Here is a 24,714-nt window from a genome sequence, read left to right on the forward strand (position 1 = left end):
AAAGCGCCGGACCCATTGGGGTCCGGCGCTTTTCGGCTGCTGCTTCACGCCTCGAGAGCTTGATCGGTTTCGATGGACCGGTCGTCCGAGAACGCGGTAGCGGCCAGGAACGACTCGGTGTCCTGCGGGGTGAAGACGGCCATGACGGCGGCGATCACCGCGCCGACGACCAGGAAACCGAAAGCGGCCTGGAAGGAGAAGTGATCGGCGAGCACACCCATGGCGGCGGGCGAGACGATGCCCGCGAGCTGGCCGCCGAATCCGATGATGGAACTGCCCACCCCGACATAGGCGGGCGGCAGACTGCGCATCGGCACCGCGTAGATCGGCATATAGGCCAGCGTGGCGGCGAAGACGGCGATGGTCGAGCACACCGCGAATCCCACGAAGGACGAGGTCCGGGACAGCACCAGCAGTGCGATGGCGGCCACGGTCATCGCGGGCACGATCACCAGGCGATGATTGCCCGCCAATCGGTCCGAGAGCCTGCCGCCGAGCATGGTCGCCAGTGCCGCGCCCAACGCCGGGATCGCCATCAGCGGTCCGGCCGTGGTGAGCGGTAGGCCGCGCTCCTCGCTCAGATAGGTCGGCGCCCAGGTGCTGAGCCCCCAGGCGATCACGTTGTAGCCGAACATGATCGCCGCGAAACGCCACAGCACGCCCGACCGCAGCACCGCGCGCACCGGCACCCGCTGCTCCGGTGTCCGCTCGGGGTGCGAGGGCGCGGGCAACCAGCGTCGCACGGCCAGCGAGACCAGCAGGCCCACCGCCGCGGCGGACCAGAAGATCGACCGCCAGCCGAAGGCGACGATCATGATCGGAGCCAATGCCGGAGTCAGCACCGCCGCAATGGAATTCGAGCTCATGATGATGCCGTTGGCGCTCATCCGCTGTCGCAGGGTGGTGCGCTCCACCAGCACCTTGATCGACGCGGACGGGAACGCGCCCTCGGCCAGCCCGAACGCGAATCGCAACGCCAGCAGCGCCGCGAACGACCATGCGAAACCGGTGAGCGCGGTGAACAGTGACCAGGCGAGCAGCGCCCACAGCATGACCCGCGCCCCGCCGAATCGATCGGCGATCATGCCGCCCGGGATCTGGCACAGCGCGTACGCGAGGAAGAACGCGGAGACGACCAGACCCTGCTGCCCCCGGCTGAGATCGAACTCCACGCCGATGGCGGGTAGCGCCAGACTGATCACGAAGCGATCGACGTAGTCGACCAGCCAGGCGGAGAACAACAGCACGACCGTGGTTCGAACGATCCGGTCGGCGGACAGCGCGGACGCCGCGGGCGATGTCGGTGCCGGCATCGCACTCCTTTCGGGAACGCCTCCACCCGGTGTCGGGCGCGAGGTGCACATACGATGGTCGGCATGAACGAAGGTCTCGGATATTCGCCGGAAAGCGGCACAGATCACCCGGCACCGCCGGGTTCCGGCATCTCCGAACAGGATCTGGCCGTGATCGACGCATTGCAGGTCGCCCCGCGCGCACCGTGGTCCCGTATCGGACAGGCGCTGGACATCGATGCCACGACCGCGGCCCGGCGCTGGGAACGATTGCGCGCGGACGGTTCGGCCTGGCTCACCGCCTATGTCTCGGCGCGGGTGGCCACGGTCGGGTTCGTGGAGGTGCGCTGCCGTCCCAAGTTCATCGACCAGGTCAGCGCCGCGGCCGCCGCACTGCCCTGGGTGTTCAGTGTCGACGAGACCGCGGGCGATTTCGATCTGATGCTCTCGGTCGGAGCGTCCGACCTGTCCACGCTCGGGCGCTGGGTGCGCGACGGTATCGGCGGCCTGCGCGGAATCCGTTCCACCCGAATGCGATTGGGCATCACCCTGTACGGCGAGGGCAGCGATTGGCGGGTCCGCGCCATCGAACCCGCGCAGCGCGCCGAACTCGCCGAACCGCGGGTCCCCAGCCGAACCGCGTACGGCACACACGGCCTCAATCAGTTGTCGCTCGAGGATCAGGCCCTGGTGACCGCACTGCACGGCGATGCCCGCATGGGCTACACCGCGCTCGGCGCGGCCGCCGGAATCAGCGAGCACACCGCCCGCCGCCGCCTGCACCGCATGCTCCGCGACGGAGATGTACTGCTGCGCTGCGACTTCGCCTATCCGCAGGCCGGGCTCCCGACCATGGTCATCTATCGCATATCGGTACCGCAGGCGCAGCTGGTGACGACCGCCACCGAGCTGGCCCGCATGGAACAGGTGCGCATGTGCGCCTCGGTCAGCGGTCAGCACAACCTGCAGGTGCAGGTGCTGCTGCACGGGCTGGGCGGCGTCGATCCGTTCGAAGCGGTGCTCGCCGAACGGTTTCCGGACCTCGAGGTCAAGGACCGCGCGGTGGTGCTGCACACGCCCAAACGAATGGGCTGGCTGCTGGATCAGCAGGGTCGCGCGGTCGACCGGGTGCCGCTGGGTCCGTATCGGCCCTGATCGGACCGGCGGAATCCGATCACCACACCGGCCGCCGATCACCGCAGCGACTCGCCTGCTCGAAGGCGTATCCCACACGTAGAACCGACATTTCGCGGCGGTACGGACCGACCAGTTGAACTCCGATGGGCAGGCCGCCGGTGGTGAATCCGGCGGGCACATTCAGCGCCGGACATCCGGTGACGCTGATGTAATACGCCGAGCGCATCCACTCCAGATAGTCGTGCATGGGTTGACCCGCGACCGTCTCCGGGTACTCGATATCGACCGGGAACGGTGGCAACTGACTGGTGGGCAACAACAGAATGTCGTAGCGGCGGAAGAACTCTCGCATGCGGTGGAAGATCTCGGCGTGCAGGAATTCGGCGCGGCCCAGATCCGCGCCGGTGAGTCCGCGACCGTACTCGATGTTGGCGGCCAGCGTCGGCTTGATCCGGTCCGGCTGTTCGGCCAGCGCGGCGCTCAGCGACGTCGCCATCTGCCAGCCGCGCAGCACACGGAAGACCTCATCGGCCCCGCTGAAGTCGGGACAGTCCTGCGCGACAACGCAACCGAGATCGGCGAAGACCCGGGCGGCGGACGCTACGGTGGCGCACACTTCGGCCTCGACCGGGAGCGCACCACCGAAATCGGGCGACCACGCCACCTTCAGACCCCGCGGATCCGCCGCGAGCGGTCCGGCGAAAACGGCCGGGTCCTCGGCGATCGAAATCGGACACCGGGCATCCGGGCCCGCCATGACCGACAAAAGCAGTGCCACATCGCTCACCGTGCGCGCCATCGGCCCCTGCACCACCTGGGTGCCCCAGGCAGTCATATTGGGCCACAGCGGAACTCGCCCCGGCGATGGGCGCAGTCCCACCACATTGCAGAACGAGGCGGGATTGCGTATCGATCCGCCCATATCGCTCCCGTCGGCGATCGGGATCAATCCCGCCGCCAGCGCGGCCCCGGCGCCACCACTGCTGCCACCGGCCGAGCGGGTACGGTCGTACGGATTGCGAGTCGCACCGAACAGCGGATTGAAAGTATGTGAGCCCGCACCGAATTCGGGCACATTCGTTTTTCCGAGGGTGATGGCACCGGCCGCCCGCATCCGCTCGATACTGATGTCGTCATGCACCGGCACATACTCGGCGAGAATCGGCGACCCATGGGTGGTGCGAATCCCTGCGGTATTGTGAGTGTCCTTGTGCGCCACCGGAAGACCGTGCAGTGGACCGATTGCCTCCCCGTGCGCGAGCCGCTCGTCGGCCGCGGCCGCCTCCGACAGCGCCCGCTCCCCCACCGATGTGACAATGGCATTGATCCGGGGATCGAGCCGCTCGATCCGCTCCAGGTGCGCCGTCACCACCTCGCGCGCCGACAGTTCACCAGACCGAAGTCGACGCGCCAGCTCCGATGCCGAAGCGTCGCAGATTTCCGAGTGCACAGCGTCGTTCACGGATCTCCCATCGCAGCGGTGCGGCATCCTCATGATGTCGCCCATCATGGGAAGACTGGCCGGGGCGACGGATGGACGTACCCTTGCGCCGGATTTCGCTATCGGCTCCGACCGCGACGCCGGAATCCATCACCCGAACACGGTGGGCGGGGATCGCCATCGCAAGATCAAATTCCGCCCCGGGGGTGCGTCGCAGCCGGGATATGCCCGGGTGCGGCCTCTAGGATCCCGGCGGGGACACCGTATTGCGGGCGTGCCTGTGCAATTACCGCACCGGCACCGCCGACATAGACCTGCTGCTCGACGAAATCCTCACCGCCGCCGAGCATCTCGATACGGAACCACCCGGCGACCGCTAGTTCGCGGCGCGGCGAATCGCCCGACCGGATATCGGCCGGAGCGCGAGCGGTGGTCACTCGCGGTCCGGCCGATCGGCTGTCGAGCTGGATGCTCGTTCAGCGTGTCAGCGGCAGATCATTTCGCCGAACCGCTCGCGGAGCCCGAACTCGAACCCGAGCCCAGTGCGCCCTTGGGCAGCCGCAGGTTCGCGTCCGGAACACCGGTTCCATTGGGGTCGAGGATGCCGTCCTGATTGGCGTACCGGCTCTCGCCGGGTGCCGCCTGCAATGTGGTGACGTACTTCCACAGGCCGTCGGCCATGGCGGCCCCGCCGATGAGCAGCGTGCCGAGCAGGCCACCGCCACCGGCGAACGCACCGATCGCGGCGGGGGCGGTCGCCAGGCATGCCGGACCGACCACCAGGCAGGAGCCGAGACCGATGACGGCACCGACCAGCGCGCCGACAACGGCGCCGACGAGACCCCCGACCAAGGGACCGGTGCTCATATTGGTGGCGAGATCATTGAGCGCGAGTTGATCTTCCATTGGGGAGGCCACCGGGCGAATCCCGTTGTCGGGGGTCAGGATCAGCGTGCGACCGTCCCCGGTGATGCTGTGCTGAATCGTTCGGCGCTGCCCGTCGAGCAGGAAGGCCAGCGGCAATTCGAGCAGTTGCTGTCCGTCCGCGGCGTGCACGGCCACCGCTTGGCCGCCGGGTTCGAGGGCGAACGTCGCGTGGTCGAGGGTGGTGACCACCGAGTCGGCTACCACCGCGGCCTGATACCGCACGACCTCGGCAGGCTCGGCATCGGCCGCCGCCGCGGTGACCGTGACGGCGCATGCGCACAGAGCGGCCGCGAAAGCTGTTCTGGGACTGTTCATTACGACAGATCTCCGCTCTAGTTCGCCGGGGCGGCGGGAGCGGGGATACCGGGCTTACCTGCCAGATTCGGGGCGTACTTACTCTGCCCGGGGGCCGACTGCAACGTCGTCACGTACTGGTAGAGCGCGTACACGGCGGTCGGTCCGCCACCCAGCACCAGTCCGGCGAGACCGCCGACGCCACCGACCAGGGTGACGATCGGCAGCACCGCGACCACACAGCCGAGGCTGAGCACCACGCAGGAGGCCCCGGCCATGGCGAGGCCGACACCGATGCCGAGGGTCGCGCCGATCGCGGTGCCGATCAGGCTGCCGATCGAGGTGCCGATGCTGACCGCGTTGATGAGGTCGTTCATGGCCAGCTGGTCTTCCAGCGGTGAGGCCACCGGCTGCAATACGGTCCGATCCACCGCATCGATTCGGGGCGTGAGTCGCAGCGTGTGCCCGTCCTCGGAGATCTGCTGATCGATGGGCGTGCGCTGACCGTCGATGACGAAGGCCAGCGGCAGGGAGTCCAGCACCTGTCCGGCGGCATTACGGATGGCGATCGCGGCCGGGTCGGCGGTCGGGGCGAAGGTGCCGTTGTCGAGGGTGGTGATCACCGTTCCGTCGGTGAGCGTGGCGTGGTAGCCGACAGCCGGTGGTGCGGTTTCCGGGGCGGCCCCGGCGGTGGTGGCGCTGACGATGACACCCGTGGCGGCGATGGCCGCGGTGAGGGTGGCTCGACGAATGTTCATGTACTTCCTCATCTTCGCGATGCGCCGGGACTGGCGATGTGTCCGACGCCACGGAACATACCGTGCGATCGGTCAGCCAGCTAGAAAATGGGCGAAATTCGCGAAGAGAAGGGAGTTTTCGCAGTTCAGACGGTGACCGTCAGCCTCGCACGGCCACCAATCGACGCAGCTCGACCACGAATCGCTCGAACGATCCGACCATGTCGACCTCGGGGTCGAGCAGCCACTGATTCTCCAGCCCCTCCGCCATGGCGATGAGCCACTCGGTGATGCCACGGCCGTCGACGTCGGCGCGCACCGTTCCGGCGTCGATACTGCGGCCCAGCGCATCGCCGATCAGCGATCGCAGGAACCGGAATCGGCCCACCACCCATTCGTACGCGGGATGGTCGGGCCCCGACGCCTCGGCCGCGACCAGATGCGCCAGCCGGACCAGGTCGGGGCTGTCGACATTGTTTCGCACCACGCGGACGAGGAAGTCGAGCAGTGCGTCGAAATCCATCTCGGCGAAATCCTCGAGACTGGTACCGGTTGCCACCAGGTCCTGAATATCGCGCGCACCCAGCACCGCTTGCAGCAGAGCCGCCTTACTGCCGAAGTGGTGCAGCAGGCCGGATTGCGAGATACCCGCTTCGGTGGCGATGCGCGCCAGCGATCCGCCCCGGAATCCGTGCTGCCCGAAGTGCTGCAGGGCAATGCCGATGATCTTGGTGCGGGCCTGTTCGCCCGAGCGCTGCGCGGATTCGGTGGTCGCCATGAGGTTGAAGCTTATGGCAAAAATCGCTCCGCGAGCTGGCTGACCGATCGGTCTGTCAGTTATGGTCTTGGCCGAACCACCCGGATCGATCCGGAAACTCGAATCACGAGGAGAACTGATGCGCCGACGGACCGCCCTGGCAGCGGCTGCCGCGGGACTCGCCCTGATGGCCATGCCGCCGGCCGCGGCGTCGCCAGACCCGGTAATCGCCCCGCGAGTCGCACCCCTGCCCGCGGACTTCCTGTGGGGCGTCTCGTCCTCCGGCTTCCAGATCGAAGGCGACTCCCCCGACAGCAACTGGACACGACTGGGGGCCACGGGACAGCTCACCGACCAGGTCGGCACGTCGGCCGACTTCCTGCACCGCTACCGCGAGGACATCGCGAACGCGAAGGCGCTGGGCGTGCGGGTATTCCGCCTCAGCGTCGAGTGGGCGCGGCTGGAACCCCAACCGGGACAGTACGATCCGGCCGCTTGGGGGTTCTACGACAGCGTGCTCGACGCGATTCACGCCGCGGGCATGCGGCCGATGATCACCCTCGATCATTGGGTGTACCCCGGCTGGGCCTTCGACCGTGGCGGCTGGAACAGCACCGAGATGTCCGGGGCCTGGATTGCCAACGCGCGCAAGGTGGTTGACCGCTACTCCGGGCTCAACCCGCTCTGGATCACCTTCAACGAACCCTCGGCCTATGTATTCCAGGAAGTCCGCACCGGCGGGATCAGCGCCGCGAACATTCCCACCGCGCTCGACCAGTGGGTGCGATTGCATCGGGATATCTACGACTACATCCACGCCGTACAACCCGGCGCGCAGGTCTCCTCCAATATCGCGTACTTCCCCGCCGCGGAGGCGGCCGTGGACACCACGTTCTTCGATCGCGTGGTCGACAAACTCGACTTCATCGGCCTGGATTACTACTACTCGATGTCGCCGACGGACCTGAGCTACAGCAACACCTTCTCCGAACCCTGGAAGTCCAGCATCGCCGCGGACGGGATCTACTACGCACTTCGCCACTACGCCAAGGCTTTTCCGGATCTGCCGCTCTACGTCGTGGAGAACGGTATGCCGACCGAGAACGGCGCACTCCGGCCCGACGGTTACGACCGTGCGGATCATCTCCGGGACATCGTCTACTGGGTGCAGCGCGCGGTGGCCGACGGTGCGAAGGTGATCGGCTACAACTATTGGAGCATCACCGACAACTACGAATGGGGAACCTACACTTCGCGATTCGGCCTCTACACCGTCGATGTGAAGAATGACCCGACCCTCACCCGCAGACCGACGACCGCCGTCGACGCGTACCGCGCCCTCACCGCGAACGGCGGGGTTCCCGGGGACTATCGCCCGTCTCGGCCGTCCACCACCTGCTCGGTGGTGGACGGACTCGACAGCTGCCTCGATCCGGCCGGATAGTCGAAAGACCTACAGCCCGTTGTTCTTCGCCACCTCGCCGAGCCATGCCAGGCTCGGTTTCGGGGTGCGCGCGAAGGTGGTCCGGTCCACCGCGATGAGACCGAACGTCGGGGCCCAATGACCCCATTCGAAATTGTCCAGGGCGCTCCAATGCAGGTAGCCGCGCACATCGACACCATCGTCCACCGCCGCCTCGAGATGCGTCAAAGCCGCCGTGGTGTAAGCGATTCGGCGCGCATCGTCATTCGTCGCGATGCCGTTCTCGGTCACCAGTAGGGGTATCCCACCGCTGGTGTCCCACGCCCGGCGCAGCGCGATGCCCAGCGCGTCGGGGCGATAGGCCCAGCCGGTGAGGGTGTTGTCCGGATGCGGCGGATGCGGAATCGGGCCGTCCGCACCGACGGGCTGGCTGGTATACGACTGGACACCGAGGAAGTCATCACCCTGAGCGCCTTCGGTATATCTGTCCTCCCACGTGTGGTTGGCACGGGCGAACGCGTCCGCATTGCCGGGCGTCGCCTCGAATGCCTGCTGCGCCACCGTCCATCCGACTTTCGCCGAGGTCTCCGCGCGCAGGATCCGTACGGCGCGACGATGCGCGAGCACCAGCAGGTCACCGATTTCATCGTCGGGTACCAGTCGACCCGCCGCGATTCCGGCTGCCGCTCCCCCGGGTTCGGCCGCCAATTGAAAATAGCGGTGGCCGAGGGCCGCGATATTGGGTTCATTGATGGTGCACACCCATTCGATATCGCCCAGGATCGCGCTGACCCGCCGCACATAGCCGGAAAACCAGTCGATCGCCTCCGGATGTCGCCAGCCACCGGCCCGGCTGAACCAGCGCGGCGACGTGAAATGATGAAGCGTCACAACGGGTTCGAGCTGGAACAGCCGCGCGGTCTCGATCATCCGCCGGTAGTGCGCGAGCGCCGACGCCGAGAAGTGCCCCCGCTCGGGCTCGATGCGCGCCCATTCGATACCGAAGCGGTAGGCATTGAGACCGGCGTCGGCGAGCAACTCCATATCCTCGATGTACCGGTGGTAGCTGTCCGCCGCGTCGCCGCTGCGTTCGGGAACGATGCCCCGCTGCTCGTAGCCCCACCAATCGGCAGCGGTGTTGTTGCCTTCGGTCTGGTGCGCGGAAGTGGCCGCGCCCCAGAGGAAGTCGTCTCTCAGTGGCATTGGATTCCTCTTCGTTGGTGCCGCGCTACCGCACAGCGGTGACGCGATAGACCGAGACGGCACCGGCCAGACAGGCCACAGCGCCGAGCAGATACCAGGCCGGGTAGCCACCCAGGGCGGTCGCGCTACCCACCGCGATGACCGCGGGTGCGATCACCGGACCGATCGATTGCGGGAGACTCCCGGCCAGGGCCAGCAGGCCCAGATCCTTCGCGGTGTCATCCGGATTCGGCAGCACCTGGGTGGACAGCGCCTGGTCCACCGCAGTGAACGCGCCCAGACCCATTCCGATCACGCCCTGGGCGGCGATGACCGCACCGAGCGTGGGCGCGAAGGCCAACAGCGCCAAGCCCGCCGCCATGATCAGGCCCGATACCGCCACGAACGGTCGCCGCCGCCCGATCCGGTCGGAGAGGAATCCGCCGATGGGCGCGGACAGCGACAGGCTCGCGACGGTGGCCACATTCACCAGCAGCACCGTGCGGGTGACCTCGTCCTCGGCGAGAGAGAACTTCTCGGCCAGAAAGAACGGGAAGAACGCGCCGATCCCGGCGTAACCGAACATCACCAGGAACCGGGATGCCATCACCCACGAGAAGCTGGGATGCTTACGCGGATCGAAGGCGAATGAACTCGAGAATTGTCGCAGTCCATAGGGTTCGGTGATGCCCTCGAAGCGTCGGTCGTCCAGCCGCACGAGCAGCGGAAGCACCAGCATCAGCGCGATCAGCCCCGGGACCAGAAATCGCACCATATCCCCGGCGAGCACCGTGATGAGCAGGCTCCCGGCCAGGATGCTCAGCGGAGTGGTGACCCCGGCGAGACCGGATATGCGGCCCAGCCGATCCCGGGGAACCTGATCGGCGACCGCCGCCTGTACCGCGGTCATCGCCGCGTTGAGCCCCGCCTGCGCGAGGCACCAACTAATAAGTGCCAGCGGCACATTCGGCGCGAGACCGACGCAGCCGAGCCCGATCACCCCGGTGACGGTGCCGCCGAGAATCCACGGCCTGCGACGGCCGAACCTCGATCGCGTGCGATCGGACAGGCGGCCCGCGACCGGATGCACGATCATGCCCACGATCGCACCGCTACCCGCGACCAGCCCCAGTGCGGCCGTCGCGCGCTGCGAGGAGTCGGTGATGTGCTCCAGTTTGAAGGCCATCGAGACCATCACCGGGGTCAGGACCGCTAGGTAGAGACCGAAGTAGGAGAGCAACAGTCCGGAGAGGAAGCCGCGTGGCAACTCCGGCGGGAGCTCGCGCTCCGGTGCGGTCGCGCAGTGGCCGGACACGTCGCTACGCACGGTCGGCGAGGGCATTGTCGGCCAGCCGCCACATCTCCTCGACCTGCGCCCGGAACATGTCGTACCCGTGCTCGGGCAGTGCGAAAACCATTGGCGCATCCCGCAGTACGGCCTCCACGGCCAGGCGCGCGACCTCCTCCGGTGCGATCGCCATCGGAATGATGCCGGTGCCGAAGGGTTCGGGCGCTTTGCGGCCGAACGCGGCCGGGCGGTTGCGCTGCGAATCCATGATGCGGGTGGCGGCCTGTCCGGGGCACAGCACGGTGACACCGATATCGTCGGCCGCCAGTTCGGACCGCAATCCGAGGGTCATTCCCAGGATCGCGTGCTTGGTCGCGGAGTAGAGCGAGGTGTGGCCGGGGTCGGCGAGGAAGGCGTGCGTCGAGGCCGTGTTCATCACGTGCCGCCAGCCGGTGCGCTCGCGCATATCGGGCAGGAAGGCGTGCAGGCAATTGAGCATGCCCTCGATATTCACCGCCGAGAGCCAGCGCCAGTCGCCGATCGAAGAGTCCGCGATATCGCCGAACAGCAGCACACCGGCGTTGTTGCAGAGCAATTCGACCGAGCCGAATTCCTGGTAGGCGGCCTGTCTGAGGGCCTGCACCGATTCCCGATCGGTCACGTCGACCCGCACGCCCAGCGCGCGCACGCCGTCCAGGGTCAGCTTGTCCGCGACGAATTTCGCGCCTTCACCATCGATATCGGCCACCACGACCGACATCCCACGGGCTCCGAGTTCGGCGGCCAGCGCGGCACCGATACCACCGGCGGCACCGGTGACCACGGCGGTCCGGCCCTGAATTGTCTTGTCCATCTCGGACATTCGCGTCCTTCCTCGAGCCACGCCTACCTCAGCGAGCTCACCAACCAATCAGTCAGTCTGTTAGATCGATCGCGAGCATACCGTGTACACGGTCGGTGTGCTCACGACTGGCATCTACTCCCGGCGAACCGGTCGATGTCGATGGCCTCCGCCATGACGCGGTAGCCCTCCGGATTCGGATGCAGATTGTCGGCACCGACATAGCGCGAGTCCACAACGCCGGGATTCCCGGGGTCGCGGAGTGCGGCATCGAAATCTATGACGCTGTCCGCGAGCGCCTGGGAGCGGATCCAGGCATTGATTCTCATTCTGACCGGATCGGCGGGCGGAATGCTGATGTACCCGTGCAGCAACGCATTCGACGCCGGAAGAATTGTCCCGAGGTGGACAGCGAGCCCCGCCCGATGGAATTGATCGATCATCGTGGTGTACCCATCGATCATTTCCTCATAGCCCACGCCGATCGGAGTGCCGAGGTCATTGATCCCGATCAGCACGATGACATCGCTGACACCGGATTGCGCGATCACATCCGCTTGCAGACGCGACAGACCTGACGGACCGAAGCGCGGCATGACCGGAATCGCGTCGCGGGTGAGCCGGTCACCGCCGATCCCGGCATTGGTCACCACCAGCTTGCGACCGGCCGCATCCAGTCGGCGCTGTAGAAAGTCCGGGTACCGGACATTTTGATCAACGACCCCATCCAGCCGCGGGTTGCCGAGGAAGTCGGCACCGACGAATCCTTCGGTGATCGAATCCCCGAAGGCCACAACGGTTGCCGTATCGGGTGCGGCCAGCACGTCGATCTGCGAGAGGAAGGGCACGCGGGTCGTGGCGTTGACGAACGCCTCGCCCACCGCATCCGAGGCATGGTCACCGGAACCCGCACCGGTGTAATAACTGGTCGCGTTCCCATCGTCGTGGCCGGGAACCGTGGAGGGTGCGGAGTCCATATAGATGCTGACGGCCAATGGCGCGAAGTTCGCGAACGCGATGGATACCGGATCGCTGACGATATCGCCGCCGGGCGCGACCGTGATCGATTCCCGGCCACCGAACAATGCGGAATTCACCGAATCCGGCTGGACCGCAGCGCCGATCCCCTGTCTCGCCACGGTGACACGGGTGAACGTCACCGGCTCCTTGCCGAATCGATTGGTGAGATGAATTCGCACGCTATCGCCGCCCAGATGCGGCGTGGCGATCACGCGATACGTCTGAGGCCGCGCGGGTGTGACACCGATTTCGGTGGCCGGGCGCGCGTCGCTCGGACTCGCGGACCAATTGCTCACCCAATGAGCGCTGTCACAGCCGTCCGGCCCGGCATTCGCCGGCGGTGGCGCGATCAGCAGTGTCGCGGCTGCCGCGACTGCCATCGCCGGTACGACTCCGCGCCCGGTACACCTGATCACTTGGGCCCTCTCGTTGCTCTCGACCGATTGGGTTGCCACCCATCGCGGACCGAAGACTAACCGACCGACCACTCCGTCAGCTAGTCTGTGTCGATCACCCCATCGGCCGAGTTTCCGGCGGCTACGGAAAGGCAGAAAATGTTCTCGCGTCTTGCGGCGACGACCGCACTCCTGGTCCTCGGGTCGGCGGTCGCTGTCCCCGCGTACGCGCAGGAGGAGCCCACCCGCGCCACCGTGGTTGTGCCGGATCAGGATCCGTTCTACGCGACACCACCCGATATCGACTCGTACGCCGATGGCGCGATCGTCTCCAGTCGCGAAGTCGGTATCGCGACCACCACCCCGGCCCGGGCATGGCAATTGGCGTACCGCACCAACGACTCTCATGACATGCCGGAACTCGCGGTCACCACCGTGTTCGTCCCCGTCACGCCGTGGATCGGGGCCGGAACTCGCCCGGCGGTATCGATTCAGTCGGCCGAGGATTCCACCGGGACACGGTGCGCGCCTTCGTACACGAGCCGCATGGGCATATTCCAGGACAAGAATCGGGTCGAGGCCATGCTCGCGAAGAACTGGGCGGTGGTGACACCGGACTTCGAGGGCCCGAAATCGGCGTTTCTGACCGGCCCGCAGTCCGGACACGCGGTACTCGACGGCATCCGCGCGGCCGGGCAATTCGCACCGGCGGGCATAGGCACGGACGCCCACTGGGGGCTGGACGGATTCTCCGGTGGCGCAGCGGCTTCCGGGTGGGCCGCACAATTGCAGCCGACCTACGCACCCGAACTCGACTTCATCGGAGCCGCGCTCGGTGGTCTCCCGGCGGATCTGTCGGCGGTCATGGCGAATGTCGACGGCACGATGTGGTCGGGTTTCATTTTCGGCGCGCTGGTCTCGTACACCCGTGAGTTCCCCGAAGCGGGTATCGACCGGATGCTCAATGACACCGGCCGCGCGGATCTGGCCCGCGGCGCGGACAAGTGCGTGGTGGATTTGTTGCTGGCCTTCCCCTTTCGGCGGCTGACCTCCATCACCTCCACGGCCGAACCGCTGCGCGACCCGCGTTTGGCCGATGCGCTGCAACGCAATTCGCTCGGCGCGACCGCGCCGACCATGCCCGTGTTCAACTATCAGGCCGACACCGACGATGTCGTCCCCGTCGGTCAGGCGGACGCGCTGGTGCGAAGCTGGCGTGCCGGGGGCACGAGTGTGGAGACCACTCGCAAGCCGCAGGGCACCCACGTGAGTGAGGCCGGTGGCGGGCAGATCCCGGCTCTGGAGTTCCTCGAAACCCGGTTCACCGTCGACGGTCCGCCACCGGTGAATATCGACCGGGATCGGCAGGTTGGCCCGGTGCACTGAAACGCGGGCACACCGTGCGCTCGGTCGGCAAGCTTGGCGACCCCTCGAACGGCGGCTAGGCTGCCGAAAACGACGTAATCGACGATCAGGAGAACACATCCGATGGCGCGGACCCGCGATGCCGAGCTGACAGGGCCGGTCCGCCGCGCTGAAATCATCAGTGCGGCAATCACCCTGTTCGCCGCGCATGGCTATCGCGGGACGTCCCTGGCCGCCGTCGCCCAAGCGGCCGGGATATCGCAGTCCGGGCTGCTGCACCACTTCCGCAGCAAGGAAGTGCTGCTGACCGAGGTACTCGCCGAACTGGACCAGCAGACCCTGGAATCCGCCGAGGTCGACCACGAATACGAGGGCCCGGCCCTGGCGCGCGCGTTCGATATCGTCGATGCGATCGTCGCCCGCAATCAGCGCAATCGCGAACTCACCAAACTCGCGCACGTCGGCATCTTCAATTTCGACAGTGCGCCCGTAGCGGCGCGCGAGTGGGCGCGCACGCGCACGCGGACCTTCCGCACCAACCTGACCCGGCTGATCGAAGAGGGCATCAGCGCGGGTGAGGTGCGGGCCGATATCGATGCCGCCGCACTGGCTTCGGTCATTATCGCGGCGATCTCGGGGCTCGAGGAGCAGTGGCTCCAGGACGAATCCTTCGATATGGTCGCCGCGATGCACGCCCTGACCACCGTGCTGCGCCGCGATCTGATCACGGTCGGCGAATAGCGGGCTGGCGGAGCAACTCTCAGACCGAAACCGGAGCTGTTGCCGCTGTGATGATCTCCTGGATCGCCGCGATATCGCATTCGACTCCGGTGCGGCCCAGGCGATCGAGCGGAATGCTCTGCAGCATCCGGTAGCGACCGGGATTGACCTCGGGATTGTCCAGCAGCAACCCGACCAAGCCGCCGGCGGCCCGGGACAGCACAGCGCGCAGCGCGGGCCCGTACTCCGGATCGGCGAGCCAGGCTCCGGCCGTTGCACCGGGGGTGAGCCTTCGGCGCAGTGTGTCACCGTCGAGCCGGATCGTCTGTGCCAGCCGGATATCGGCGCTGGACGCGCCCACCTGGACGATGAACTCACCCGCCTCGACATGCCAATCTCCCTTGACCGGATGCCAGTACGCGAAGGCGCGACGATCGAGTTCGATACTCAGGCGGCGCGATTCACCGGGGGCGAGGTGGGCGCGGGTGAAACCCTTCAATTCATGGATCGGCCGGGCGAGCTCCGACTCGGGATCGGCGATATAGATCTGAGCGATCTCGTCGGCCGCGACGTCGCCGGTGTTGGTGATGGTGAATCGTGCGGTGGCGGTATCGCCTTCGACGGTCACCTCGAGATCCGAGTACTCGAAGGTGGTGTAGGTCAGACCGTGCCCGAACGGGAAAGTTATCGGGAGCCCGCGTGTTTCGTACCAGCGGTAGCCGATGAAGATACCCTCGCGGTAATCGACCGTATTCCCGTCACCCGGGAAGGCGGTGTGCGCGGGAGTGTGTCGCAGATCCACCGGGAGCGTCTCGGCCAGCTTGCCCGTGGGTGAGTGCGCACCGGACAGCAGGTCGGCGATCGCCGAACCACCGGCTTGTCCGCCGAGCCAGGCGAACAGGATCGCATCGACGTGCTCGGCGAACGGCAGGGTGACCGCGGAACCGGTCTGGACGACAACGGTCAGTCTGCCGAGGCGGCGCCGCAGTCGCGCGAGGAAGTCCGTCTGCTCGGCGGGCAGATCGATAATCGTGCGGTCGAAGCCTTCCGATTCGGCCTCATCGGGCAGTCCGGCGAAGACGATGACCTCGGCCGCTTCGGCGGCGGCGGCAACCGCCGCCAAATTGTAGTCCGGGTAGTAGTCGATGCGCCGGTCGGGCAATGCCGCACGCAATGCGTCGAGCGCATTGTCCAGGCGAGTCGGCACCACTCTCGAACTGCCCGCGCCCTGATAGCGGGGGGTCGCGGCGAACGGGCCGACGACCACGATCGGAGCACCGGTCGCCGCCAGCGGGAGCGCGCCGTCATTGCGGAGCAGCACGGCGGACCGTCGGGCAGCCTCGCGGGCCAGTTCGTGGTGGTCGTCGGCCTCGACGACCGCGGGGCCGTGGGAAGCGCGCGCCCGGTCGATCAGTGTCAACACCCGCGAAGCGGCGCGATCAAGATCGGCGCGCTCGAGTTCACCCGATTCCAGCGCGGCCAGCACTCGCGCGGGTCCGTCCGGGCTGGTGGGCATTTCGAGGTCGAGCCCCGCGGCGATACCGGCCGCACGGTCATTGACGGCCAGCCAGTCGGACACCACCAGGCCCTCGAAACCCCACTCCTCGCGCAGTACCTCGGTGAGCAGCCACCGATGTTCCGAGGTGTAGGTGCCGTTGAGCCGGTTGTAGGAGCACATGATCGTCCACGGTCGCGCCTTGCGGACAATGGTTTCGAACGCGGGGAGATAGATCTCGCGCAAGGTCCGTTCGTCGACCTCGGCGGACACTGTGATTCGATGATCCTCCTGGTTGTTGGCCGCGAAATGCTTCACCGACGCGCCGATCCCATTGTCCTGCAAGCCATTCACCATGGCCGCGCCGAGCTCGCCGGTCAGATACGGGTCTTCGGAGAAGTATTCGAAGTTGCGGCCGCACAGTGGAGTCCGCTTCATATTCACCCCTGGCCCCAGCAGTACACCGACCCCGACAGCCCGCGCCTCGACAGCCAGTGCGGCTCCGATCCGCGCGAGCAGCTCCGGATCGAAACTGCTCGCCAGTCCGGACGCGGTCGGAAAGCAGGTCGCCGGAAGGGAATCGGCGGCACCGAGATGGTCTGCTTCACCCTCCTGTCTGCGCAGCCCGTGCGGGCCGTCGGCGACGCTGATGCCCTCGACTCCCAGTCGGGGCACGCCATTGAGATCCCAGAAACTCGCCCCCGTACAGAGCGCGGCCTTCTCGGCGTCGGTCAATTGGCTGATGAGCGGATGTAGTGGCATGACTGTTCCTTGGGTAGATGAGAGGCGGACGAATCGCCGATCAGGGGGCCGACGCCAAAGCTGCTCGCACCGTGGCGGATTCGCGGAGGAAGGGCCGGTACATGGCGGACATATACAGGCCGTTGACAATGGTGAGCAGTACGACCAGGTAGAGGAAGGCTCCCTGCAACCCGATCCGGTCGCCCACATAACCGATGATCAGGGTGAGCACGGCCCAGCCCGCGGATTCGGCCCCGATCATCAGGGCGAAGGCGCCGCTGCGCAGTTCGGGCCGGGTGACCGACATCAGCACCGGACGGTTACAGCCCGGGATGAAGCCCTGCAGGAGTCCCAATATCGCGAACCAGATCGCGTAGATCCAGATGGACGGCCAGGCGACCTGCGTGCACAATGCGGCGGCCAAGCCCCAGCCGAGTGTCGATGCCTGCCATACCGCCAGCCGCCCGACCCCGGGGAAGCGCTGTTGCACCCGGTCCACCACGAACCCGCCGAGCACGGTGCCCAGCACGTACGACACCATCGCGAAGGGCAGAATCGTCGTGGCCGCCGCATTGCTGAAACCACGGGCGTCGACCAGGAAGACCACCCCGAAGCTGGTCAGCGCGAGCTGGGAGGCCATCAGCCGCTGTCCGATAATCAGCTGTAACGTCTTGCTCCCCAACAGTTCTCGAATCTGCGACCAACGTAGACCGCCCGAGTCGGTGGAGGTTCGCGCACCATCCGCCGCGCCGACGCGGGGATCTTCGAAGTACCGCCAGACCAGCAGACCGAACACAACGGTGAGCCCGCCCGAAGCGAAGAAGCCGTAGCGCCAGCCGTCCGGGATCTGGGACAGCTGGCCCAGCAGCGGTCCGATGACCGCCGACAGTACGGCGAACCCGCCGTACAGCAGCCCTGCCGCGCGGCCTCGGCTGTTGTCGTCGAACAGGTCCGCGAGGATACCGTTGATCAGTGGACCGCCCGCGGCGAAGCCCAGCGCGGCGATCCCGTAGAGCACCAGCAACTGGACGAAGTTCTGCGACAACCCCGCCGCGGCCGTCCACACACCCCAGAGCCCGCAGAACACCACCAGCACGCGCTTGCGCCCGATCCGCGCGGCCACCAGCACCCACACCGGCCCGAAGATCATCTGGATGATCTTGTGGACCGCGACCATCAGACCCAGCGCCGATAATGGCAGCCCCAGTGCCACACGCACTACCGGGAACAGCGTCGAGGCCACCGCGCCCTCGCTGTTATCCATGCTGATCAGCCCGCTCAGCAATGCCAGCTGCCGCCACCGATTGGTAACCGGTCCGGGCCCAGTGGAATTCATGGCATCGGGGACGGAGGTTGCGGTGGGATCGATCGCTTCGACCAATACCGGCTCCAGCGGCGGCGTGGACTGGGACATGGTGGCGACTTCCTTTGTCGGAGAGATCAGGGCGCACGGGGACCGCCCGGTAGCGGTGGTGAGCATTTCTGCGGTTGTGGCCGCGAGATCGGCCTGCCATTTCAGCGTTGCCCTGGCCGGTATCGTTCGAAATCCGGTGGGGTGCAGTCGGTGTGGATCCCGGCCAGAAGCGCGCCGGGATGACGAGGCGAATGCCCAGGGCGCGTGCGTCCCGCGATTGCGGGGCAAGTACATCCGAGAGGACGGGCCCACACATCCCGAGCCGATGGGTCGGTGCGCCCCGGAATGGCGAAGTGGGATCGGCTGCGGGACTTGGTTATCGAGTGGCCGGGGCGGGCTCGGAGAGTATCTGCACCCAGCGGTTGCGCAGTGCTTCGACGCGTGGGCGGTCGGGGGCGTGCCAGGAGACCGGGATCGTGAGGGAATGGAGCCGCTCTTCCAGGTCTTTCGCCAGGTGGGCGCGGCCGGTATCGCGCAGGTGCTGGGCGTATCGAACCGGGTCGTTGTAGTAGGTGGGGCCGGTTTGCAGGGTCGTCTGCATCGGATCCGGCAGTGCGCCGGGGTGTCCGGCGTAGGTGTTCCACCATTGGGCAAGGCGGGCGCGCATCGCGTCGGCGAGTTCGGGTTCGTCCGCGAGCAGGTCGCGGGTCAGGTGAGGGTCGGCGGTGACGTCGAATAGTTGCTCCCATTCGGCCCGGAAGCAGCCGGGGTGATAGGTGCGGATGTAGAGGTGGTCTCGGGTGCGGACCGCGCGTTGGTAGGTGTGCGCACCGTGGCCGAAGACCAGGTAGTCGCGCGAGTCGATGGTGTTGCCGCGCAGGGCTTCCGCGAAGGACTCCCCCTGCCAGCCCGCCGGGATGCGCAGGCCCAGCAGATCGCACAGGGTGGGTGCGAGGTCGATGTTGTAGAGCAGGGCGTCATTGCGGCGCTGCTCTGCGCTCAGGTCATCGGTGAGGCCCGGCCAGTAGACGACCAGCGGTAGTCGATGGGTCGGTTCGTTGGCCAGGCCGTGTTCGGCGTAGGAACCGTTCTCGCCGAAGGATTCTCCGTGATCGGCGCTGACGATGACCGCCGTGTCCTCGGCGATGCCGAGCTCCTGCAGCGCCGCCATGAGTTGGCCGAAATGGTTGTCCCAGTATGCGATCGAGCCGTCGAACCCGTTGATCAGGTGCTCGAAGTCCGCGCGTGAGGTGATCGCGTCGGGCATATTGTGCGGGACCGGAGAACCGCCGTCCCCGCCCAGGGAGTAATTGAGGTCCAGGGCACTGCGTGGCCCGTAGATTTCCGCGTGCGCCGCAATGGTTTCCGCGTCGGGCCAGGCTTGTACCGGCCCGGAGTCGGCCATCTTCTCGGTCCACTCGACCGGCTGGGTGTAATTGGTGTGCGGCTCCCAGTAGGTCAAGTGCAGATACCAGTTGTCTTCGTCGGCATGGCGGCGAATCCAGTCGATCGCCGCGCGATTGACGTCGGCGGCGTCCTCATCGCCCCAATTGCTGGTCGCGCGAATGGATTCGCGGAAATTGGCGTGAAAGTAGTAGGCGCGATGGCGTTCGGCGAAGACCGAAACCTGCGCGGTGTAGTAGCCGCCGAACTGGAGCGCCTGGCCCAGCATCGGGCGATCGGGTTCGGGGGCGTGCCCCGCGTCCAGGCGGAACTGGGCCGCCTGGCCGAAATGGCCGATGACACCGTTGGTGATACCGAACTGCCCGCTGGTCAGCGCCGTCCGCGAGGGCATACATGGCGAATCGGAGCAGTAGTAGCGGTCGAAGACCACCGACTTGTCCGCCAGGCGTTGCAGATTCGGCGTTGTCGGCCGGTGGTAGCCGTACGGGGTGGTGTGATCGGCGCGAAGGGTGTCGACGTCGACATAGATAATGCGCATGGCAAAACTCCCGAGGGTGCGGTGAGGTTGATATGGAGCGCCCGCGGGTCGGGGGCGGTTCAAAGGGTGGTGCGCGCTTCGAGCCGCTGCGGTAGAGCGCGGCGGATCAGTGCGCGCCGCCCCTTTCCAAGCGAGCGAGGGTGAGCTGTAGCCAGGCGATGTAGGCGGCGGTGGAGGCGTAGCCGTGCTCATGGCCCATGATGTGAATTTGACGCGCCCACTCCGGATCCAGGTCCGGAATCTGCGCTTCGTACCCGGTCGGACTCGGCGCCTCGGCGGTGAGATTGTCGTGCTTCAGGCGGTATTCGAGTTCGGTGCGGACGATATCGATCGCGATCTCGCGATCCAATTGCCCGGCGAAGTAGAAGCGCAGCTTGAAATCCGGATCCATCGGCCGGGGTGACGGCTCGAAGGGCGAGCGCGCCCACTCCAGCAGCGCGGCGCGCCCGGCCTCGGTCAGCGAGTAGACCTTCGCGTCGGGACGACCCTCGCGCGGATCGACCTCGAACTCGACCAGTCCGCGGTCCACGAGCACGCCGAGGCGGCGGTAGATCTGCGGCAGCTGAACGCCGTAGCCGATATAGCGGCCCGAGCCCTCCATCCAGCGGCGCAGGTCGTAGCCGGAGTAGCGGCCCAGCGCGAGCGCGCCGAGGATCACGTAGTCGAGCTGCATTGGTCTCCTATGTTCCTAGGAACTTAATAACGAGAATCGCATCGGCGGTTCCGCGTGTCAAGGGTCAAGACGGTTCCGCAGCCGAAACCGCGCATCGGAAACCGGTGTGCGCACTCGAACTGTCGGGGGTATTGGCCGAACGAGCCGATACCCGGTAGCGGAAACAGTACGAGTCGTGGCACATATGCGAACCGCCGCGGATCAGCTTGGCCTCCCCCGCGGGCGGGCCCGCGGGGTTGATCGCCAGGTCCGCACCGTGACCGGTCCCCCACCAGTCCGCACACCACTCCCACACATTGCCGGTCATGTTGTACAGGCCGAATCCATTGGGCGCGAAGGCATCCACCGGGGCGGTGCCCCGGTATCCGTCGGCGGCGGTGTTCTTGGAGGGAAAACTGCCACGCCAGATATTGCACCGGTACGCACCGCCCGGGTCGAGCTCATCGCCCCAGGGGTAGCGCGCCCCGGCCAGGCCACCGCGCGCCGCGTACTCCCACTCCGCTTCCGTCGGAAGCCTTTTGCCCGCCCACGCACAGTAGGCGTGGGCGTCGTTCCAGGACACGTGCACGACCGGATGATCGGCACGCCCGTCCAATGCGCTGCCCGGCCCCTCCGGGTGATCCCAGACCGCACCCTCGACCGCACACCACCACGGGGTGCGTTCGGGCCGCTGCGAGCGGCGGCGGACATCGGCGGGCAGGAAACCCGCGAAAACGTATGACCAGCCCAGACGCTCGGCCTCGGTGCGGTATCCGGTGGCCGCGACGAAGGCCGCGAACCGCCGATTGTCGACCGCGCGGGCATCGAGGTGGAACGGATCCAGCCGGACGGGGCGGACCGGCCCCTCACCATCGGATCGATACCCGTCATCGTGTGCGTTGCCCATCAGGAATTCACCGCCCGACAGGGCGACCATGCCGTCGAGATCGGCGACCGCGGCACCGGGCGTCGATGGCGCGACAGGCAGGAGCATGTCCGCTGCCGGTGTATCGGCTGCCGCGCGCCGGGGCGCACAGCAGCTCGGCGACTGCACTGGGTCCACTGTTACCGCCGTTCCCTTTCGATCGTGCTGTTATATTCTAATGTACATAGGTGGCGCGTACGAACCGCTCGGACGCGGCTGCCGGAGCCCGATCTGAAGGTAACCCTGGTGGTATCGCACAATCCCAATCCGAGCCCGACCGCGCCGGAACCGATCGACTACCGATTCACCCTCGCCAACGAACGCACCTTCCTCGCCTGGATCCGAACCTCGCTCGGATTGCTCGCGGGCGCGGTCGCGGTGCACTCGCTCATCGAGCCGATCGGCGGCGGGCCCATGCTGCGGCTCGCGGTCCTGGTGTGCGTCGCACTCGCCTTGACGCTCTCGCTCGGCGCGTACCGGCGGTGGCGCATGGTCGAGCGGGCGATGCGCGCCGGACGGGAACTGCCCGGCCCCGGGTCGGTACCCGTACTCGCGGCCGGAACCGCCGTCATCGCCGCCCTGTCGGCGGCCGCCGTCGTGCTGTGGTGAATTCCCTTGGACCGAGCCGGATTCGATGCGCGGCGCGAGTCGATGCCGCGCGCGATCCACTGACGGGCGGGCATCGATGATCATGGAATCGCCCACGGCGACGCGGGACAGCGGACTCGCCACCGAACGCACCGCCCTGGCATGGCGACGCACCATCGCTTCGCTGTGCACCGCGACGCTCCTGCTCGCCCACCAAGCCGTCGTGACGCACTCACTGGGAAACACCGCAGCCGTATCGGCCGCGATGGTCGCCCTCCTCGTGGTCTGGGTCATCGGCCATAAGCGCAATCGGCACTTGCGGGCCGGGCACACCGCGCCCCCCGCGACCGCGATCGTGGCCACCGTTTGCGCGGTGGCCACGGTCGCGACGGTCATTGCCGTGACGCTGTCGATGTCGTTACTTCGCTGGTGAGAGCGGCCAATTCGTCCGCGATCGCATGCAGTTTCGCCACCGGGACGGCCCCGCGCGCCACCGCCGCGATATCGAGCAGACCGGCCTGACCGATCATCTGCAGTACCTCGGTATCGCCCAGAATCGGCAGATGCCGGTGCAGTACCGCGCCGATCACCGGATCGGCGAGCAGTGCGCGCACCGGACTCAGCAGCGCCGCGCCACCGCCCGCGAAGTCCTCGGGCTTGGGTAGCGGCTCGATATTCTGCAGCGACATCGCGCGCTGCGCACCCACCAGCAGGTGCGCTGCGGTGACCGGTCCGTCCACGGGTAGTCCGAGGCGCTCGAATTGGCTTGCGGGCGCGTCGTTCTCGCGCATGAGGTCGACCATCAGCCCGGCCATGCGCAGCTCGACCGCATCGTCCTGGATCGGGTCCAGTTGTTCGGGATCGACCGAGAGATCGAACAGCAGGCTGCCGAACTGATAGGAGTTCAACAGCGTACGACCGGAGATACGCAGTGTCCGAACACCTTTGGTGAAGCTGAACGGCTCCGCCAGCGTCAGATCGGCGAGTTCGTCGACGCCGAAGCGAGTACGCATATGGGTCGGCATGAGGGTGAATTCCTCGAGCGGCTGATTCTCCGCCGAAACCGGTGCGCGCATATAGACATAGCGGCCGTCTGTGATATTGACGTGCCCACCGTGGATCCCGAACAGCCCGGCCTCCCGGGCGTGGGTGTCCGCGGCGACCGGCAGCGGCTCGCCTCGCATATCGCCGGTGCGCTCGACCCCGAAGAATTCCAGCAGTGTCGGCGCCAGATCGATTGTCTGCACCAATGATTCGCGACGCTGCCCGGCCGCATCGGCGGCCCGGGGATCCCACACGAACAGCGGCAGGTGAACCAGTTCGTTGTACCAGGGCATCACCGATTTGCCCCACCAACTCTTCTCACCCAACAGCAACCCGTGATCGGTGTTCACGATCAGCATGGTGTCCTGCCACATATCGTGCTCATCCATGAGGTCCAGGACGCGGCCCAGCGAGTGATCGCACATCGACAACAGCGCGGCGTATTCGAAGCGCGCGTGCTGGGTCTGCTCCGGCGTTTCGGTCACCCGCTTGTAGTCCGGCCAGTCGAAATGCGGGCCGTCGTAGTCGTGCGGATACAGGTCCTTGTACTGCTTGTGGCTGTAGAACGGTTCGTGCGGATCGAAGGTCTCGATCTGTACGAACCAGCGGTCCTGGCCCGAATTCGTTTGCAGGAACTCGATTCCCGCGTCGAAGGTCAGGGTCTGCGGATGCCTGGCCTCGGTGTCCATGTACTGCCGGTTCACCCAGTCCTGCCGATAGCTGGTGTGCCGCATCCGCTTGAGATCCTCCGGAATCTCCGGATCGGCGACCTGCCCCTTCCACGGATCACCCTCCTGACCGCGGAAGAACTCCCAACTGTTGTAGCGGCCGTGATAGGTCGCGCCGCCGTCCTCCCAGTAGTGCGGGTGATCGCTGGCCAGATGGGTATAGACGCCCGCCTGCTTCAACATCTCGGGCATGGAGTCGTCGAAGGGTTCCAGCGGCCCCCAGCTGCGATGCAGGAAATTGTGCCTGCCGGTGTGGATTTCGCGGCGCGCGGGCATACACGGCATCGATCCGGCCCAGCAGTTGTCGAAGGTGGCGGTGCGTTCGGCGAGCCGTGCGAAGTTCGGAGCGTGCGTCCAGTCACCGCCGTAGGGCGGCAGCAGATGCCTGTTCAAGCTGTCGAACATCACCATGATCGCTCGCATGGA

The 24,714-nt window shown here is 66.6% G+C and carries 21 protein-coding genes; 6 read left to right on the forward strand and 15 right to left on the reverse strand.

Going from position 1 to position 24,714, the window contains the following annotated elements; translation table 11 throughout:
• Positions 1–44: 44 nt before the first annotated feature.
• A complete protein-coding gene (locus OHB26_RS32000; protein ID WP_330180978.1) occupies positions 45–1,313 on the reverse strand; it encodes an MFS transporter in 1,269 nt (422 codons plus the stop codon).
• Positions 1,314–1,376: 63 nt separating this feature from the next.
• Here OHB26_RS32000 and OHB26_RS32005 point away from each other — a divergent pair, with 63 nt between their 5' ends.
• A complete protein-coding gene (locus tag OHB26_RS32005; protein ID WP_330180979.1) occupies positions 1,377–2,447 on the forward strand; it encodes an Lrp/AsnC family transcriptional regulator in 1,071 nt (356 codons plus the stop codon).
• Between the two features lie 19 nt (positions 2,448–2,466).
• On the opposite strand, the gene OHB26_RS32010 is transcribed toward OHB26_RS32005, so the two are convergent.
• The 4 genes from OHB26_RS32010 to OHB26_RS32025 form a co-directional block, all read right to left on the reverse strand.
• Positions 2,467–3,891 (reverse strand): amidase, encoded by a 1,425-nt coding sequence (locus OHB26_RS32010; RefSeq protein ID WP_330180980.1) that lies wholly within the window; start codon positions 3,889–3,891, stop codon positions 2,467–2,469.
• A gap of 474 nt (positions 3,892–4,365) precedes the next feature.
• A complete protein-coding gene (locus tag OHB26_RS32015; RefSeq protein ID WP_330180981.1) occupies positions 4,366–5,112 on the reverse strand; it encodes a hypothetical protein in 747 nt (248 codons plus the stop codon).
• Positions 5,113–5,129: 17 nt separating this feature from the next.
• Positions 5,130–5,849, reverse strand: coding sequence for a hypothetical protein (locus OHB26_RS32020; protein ID WP_330180982.1), 720 nt, complete (start codon positions 5,847–5,849; stop codon positions 5,130–5,132).
• Positions 5,850–5,988: 139 nt separating this feature from the next.
• A complete protein-coding gene (locus tag OHB26_RS32025; RefSeq protein WP_330180983.1) occupies positions 5,989–6,606 on the reverse strand; it encodes a TetR/AcrR family transcriptional regulator in 618 nt (205 codons plus the stop codon).
• A 118-nt stretch (positions 6,607–6,724) separates the two neighbouring features.
• On the opposite strand from OHB26_RS32025, the gene OHB26_RS32030 reads away from it, so the two are divergent.
• Positions 6,725–8,029, forward strand: coding sequence for a family 1 glycosylhydrolase (locus OHB26_RS32030; protein ID WP_330180984.1), 1,305 nt, complete (start codon positions 6,725–6,727; stop codon positions 8,027–8,029).
• Positions 8,030–8,038: 9 nt separating this feature from the next.
• On the opposite strand, the gene OHB26_RS32035 is transcribed toward OHB26_RS32030, so the two are convergent.
• From OHB26_RS32035 to OHB26_RS32050, 4 genes are all read right to left on the reverse strand, one after another.
• Positions 8,039–9,211: a glycoside hydrolase family 1 protein gene (locus OHB26_RS32035; protein ID WP_330180985.1), complete on the reverse strand. Its 1,173-nt coding sequence runs from the start codon at positions 9,209–9,211 to the stop codon at positions 8,039–8,041.
• Positions 9,212–9,236: 25 nt separating this feature from the next.
• Positions 9,237–10,517, reverse strand: a complete 1,281-nt coding sequence (locus OHB26_RS32040; protein WP_330180986.1) for an MFS transporter — start codon at positions 10,515–10,517, stop codon at positions 9,237–9,239.
• On the reverse strand, positions 10,510–11,340 hold the full coding sequence (locus OHB26_RS32045) for an SDR family NAD(P)-dependent oxidoreductase (RefSeq protein WP_330180987.1): 831 nt from the start codon (positions 11,338–11,340) through the stop codon (positions 10,510–10,512). Before OHB26_RS32045 ends, OHB26_RS32040 begins: the two co-directional genes overlap by 8 nt.
• 101 nt (positions 11,341–11,441) lie before the next feature.
• The gene (locus OHB26_RS32050) at positions 11,442–12,719 is read right to left on the reverse strand and encodes a GDSL-type esterase/lipase family protein (protein WP_330180988.1); all 1,278 of its coding nucleotides are present in this window, start codon (positions 12,717–12,719) and stop codon (positions 11,442–11,444) included.
• Between the two features lie 174 nt (positions 12,720–12,893).
• Between OHB26_RS32050 and OHB26_RS32055 the strand changes: the two genes are divergently transcribed.
• Positions 12,894–14,120, forward strand: a complete 1,227-nt coding sequence (locus OHB26_RS32055) for a lipase family protein (protein ID WP_330180989.1) — start codon at positions 12,894–12,896, stop codon at positions 14,118–14,120.
• Between the two features lie 102 nt (positions 14,121–14,222).
• On the forward strand, positions 14,223–14,840 hold the full coding sequence (locus OHB26_RS32060; protein WP_330180990.1) for a TetR/AcrR family transcriptional regulator: 618 nt from the start codon (positions 14,223–14,225) through the stop codon (positions 14,838–14,840).
• A gap of 19 nt (positions 14,841–14,859) precedes the next feature.
• On the opposite strand, the gene OHB26_RS32065 is transcribed toward OHB26_RS32060, so the two are convergent.
• The 5 genes from OHB26_RS32065 to OHB26_RS32085 form a co-directional block, all read right to left on the reverse strand.
• Entirely contained in the window at positions 14,860–17,076 is a 2,217-nt protein-coding gene (locus OHB26_RS32065; RefSeq protein ID WP_330180991.1) for a glycoside hydrolase family 3 N-terminal domain-containing protein, read from the reverse strand.
• 40 nt (positions 17,077–17,116) lie between these two features.
• Positions 17,117–18,469: an MFS transporter gene (locus OHB26_RS32070; protein WP_330180992.1), complete on the reverse strand. Its 1,353-nt coding sequence runs from the start codon at positions 18,467–18,469 to the stop codon at positions 17,117–17,119.
• A gap of 316 nt (positions 18,470–18,785) precedes the next feature.
• Positions 18,786–20,351 (reverse strand): sulfatase family protein, encoded by a 1,566-nt coding sequence (locus OHB26_RS32075; protein WP_330180993.1) that lies wholly within the window; start codon positions 20,349–20,351, stop codon positions 18,786–18,788.
• A gap of 106 nt (positions 20,352–20,457) precedes the next feature.
• Positions 20,458–21,024, reverse strand: a complete 567-nt coding sequence (locus OHB26_RS32080; protein WP_330180994.1) for a PadR family transcriptional regulator — start codon at positions 21,022–21,024, stop codon at positions 20,458–20,460.
• Between the two features lie 64 nt (positions 21,025–21,088).
• A complete protein-coding gene (locus tag OHB26_RS32085; RefSeq protein ID WP_330180995.1) occupies positions 21,089–21,997 on the reverse strand; it encodes a formylglycine-generating enzyme family protein in 909 nt (302 codons plus the stop codon).
• 177 nt (positions 21,998–22,174) lie between these two features.
• Between OHB26_RS32085 and OHB26_RS32090 the strand changes: the two genes are divergently transcribed.
• Together OHB26_RS32090 and OHB26_RS32095 are read left to right on the forward strand one after the other, a co-directional pair.
• A complete protein-coding gene (locus OHB26_RS32090) occupies positions 22,175–22,537 on the forward strand; it encodes a YidH family protein (protein WP_330180996.1) in 363 nt (120 codons plus the stop codon).
• 82 nt (positions 22,538–22,619) lie between these two features.
• A complete protein-coding gene (locus OHB26_RS32095) occupies positions 22,620–22,949 on the forward strand; it encodes a DUF202 domain-containing protein (RefSeq protein WP_330180997.1) in 330 nt (109 codons plus the stop codon).
• Here the strand turns inward: OHB26_RS32095 and OHB26_RS32100 are convergent.
• Complete coding sequence (locus tag OHB26_RS32100; RefSeq protein WP_330180998.1) at positions 22,909–24,711, reverse strand: sulfatase-like hydrolase/transferase; 1,803 nt, start codon at positions 24,709–24,711, stop codon at positions 22,909–22,911. The two genes, OHB26_RS32095 and OHB26_RS32100, sit on opposite strands and share 41 nt — an antisense overlap.
• Positions 24,712–24,714: the final 3 nt, after the last annotated feature.

This window comes from Nocardia sp. NBC_01503 (assembly GCF_036327755.1).
Classification (GTDB): Bacteria; Actinomycetota; Actinomycetes; order Mycobacteriales; family Mycobacteriaceae; genus Nocardia.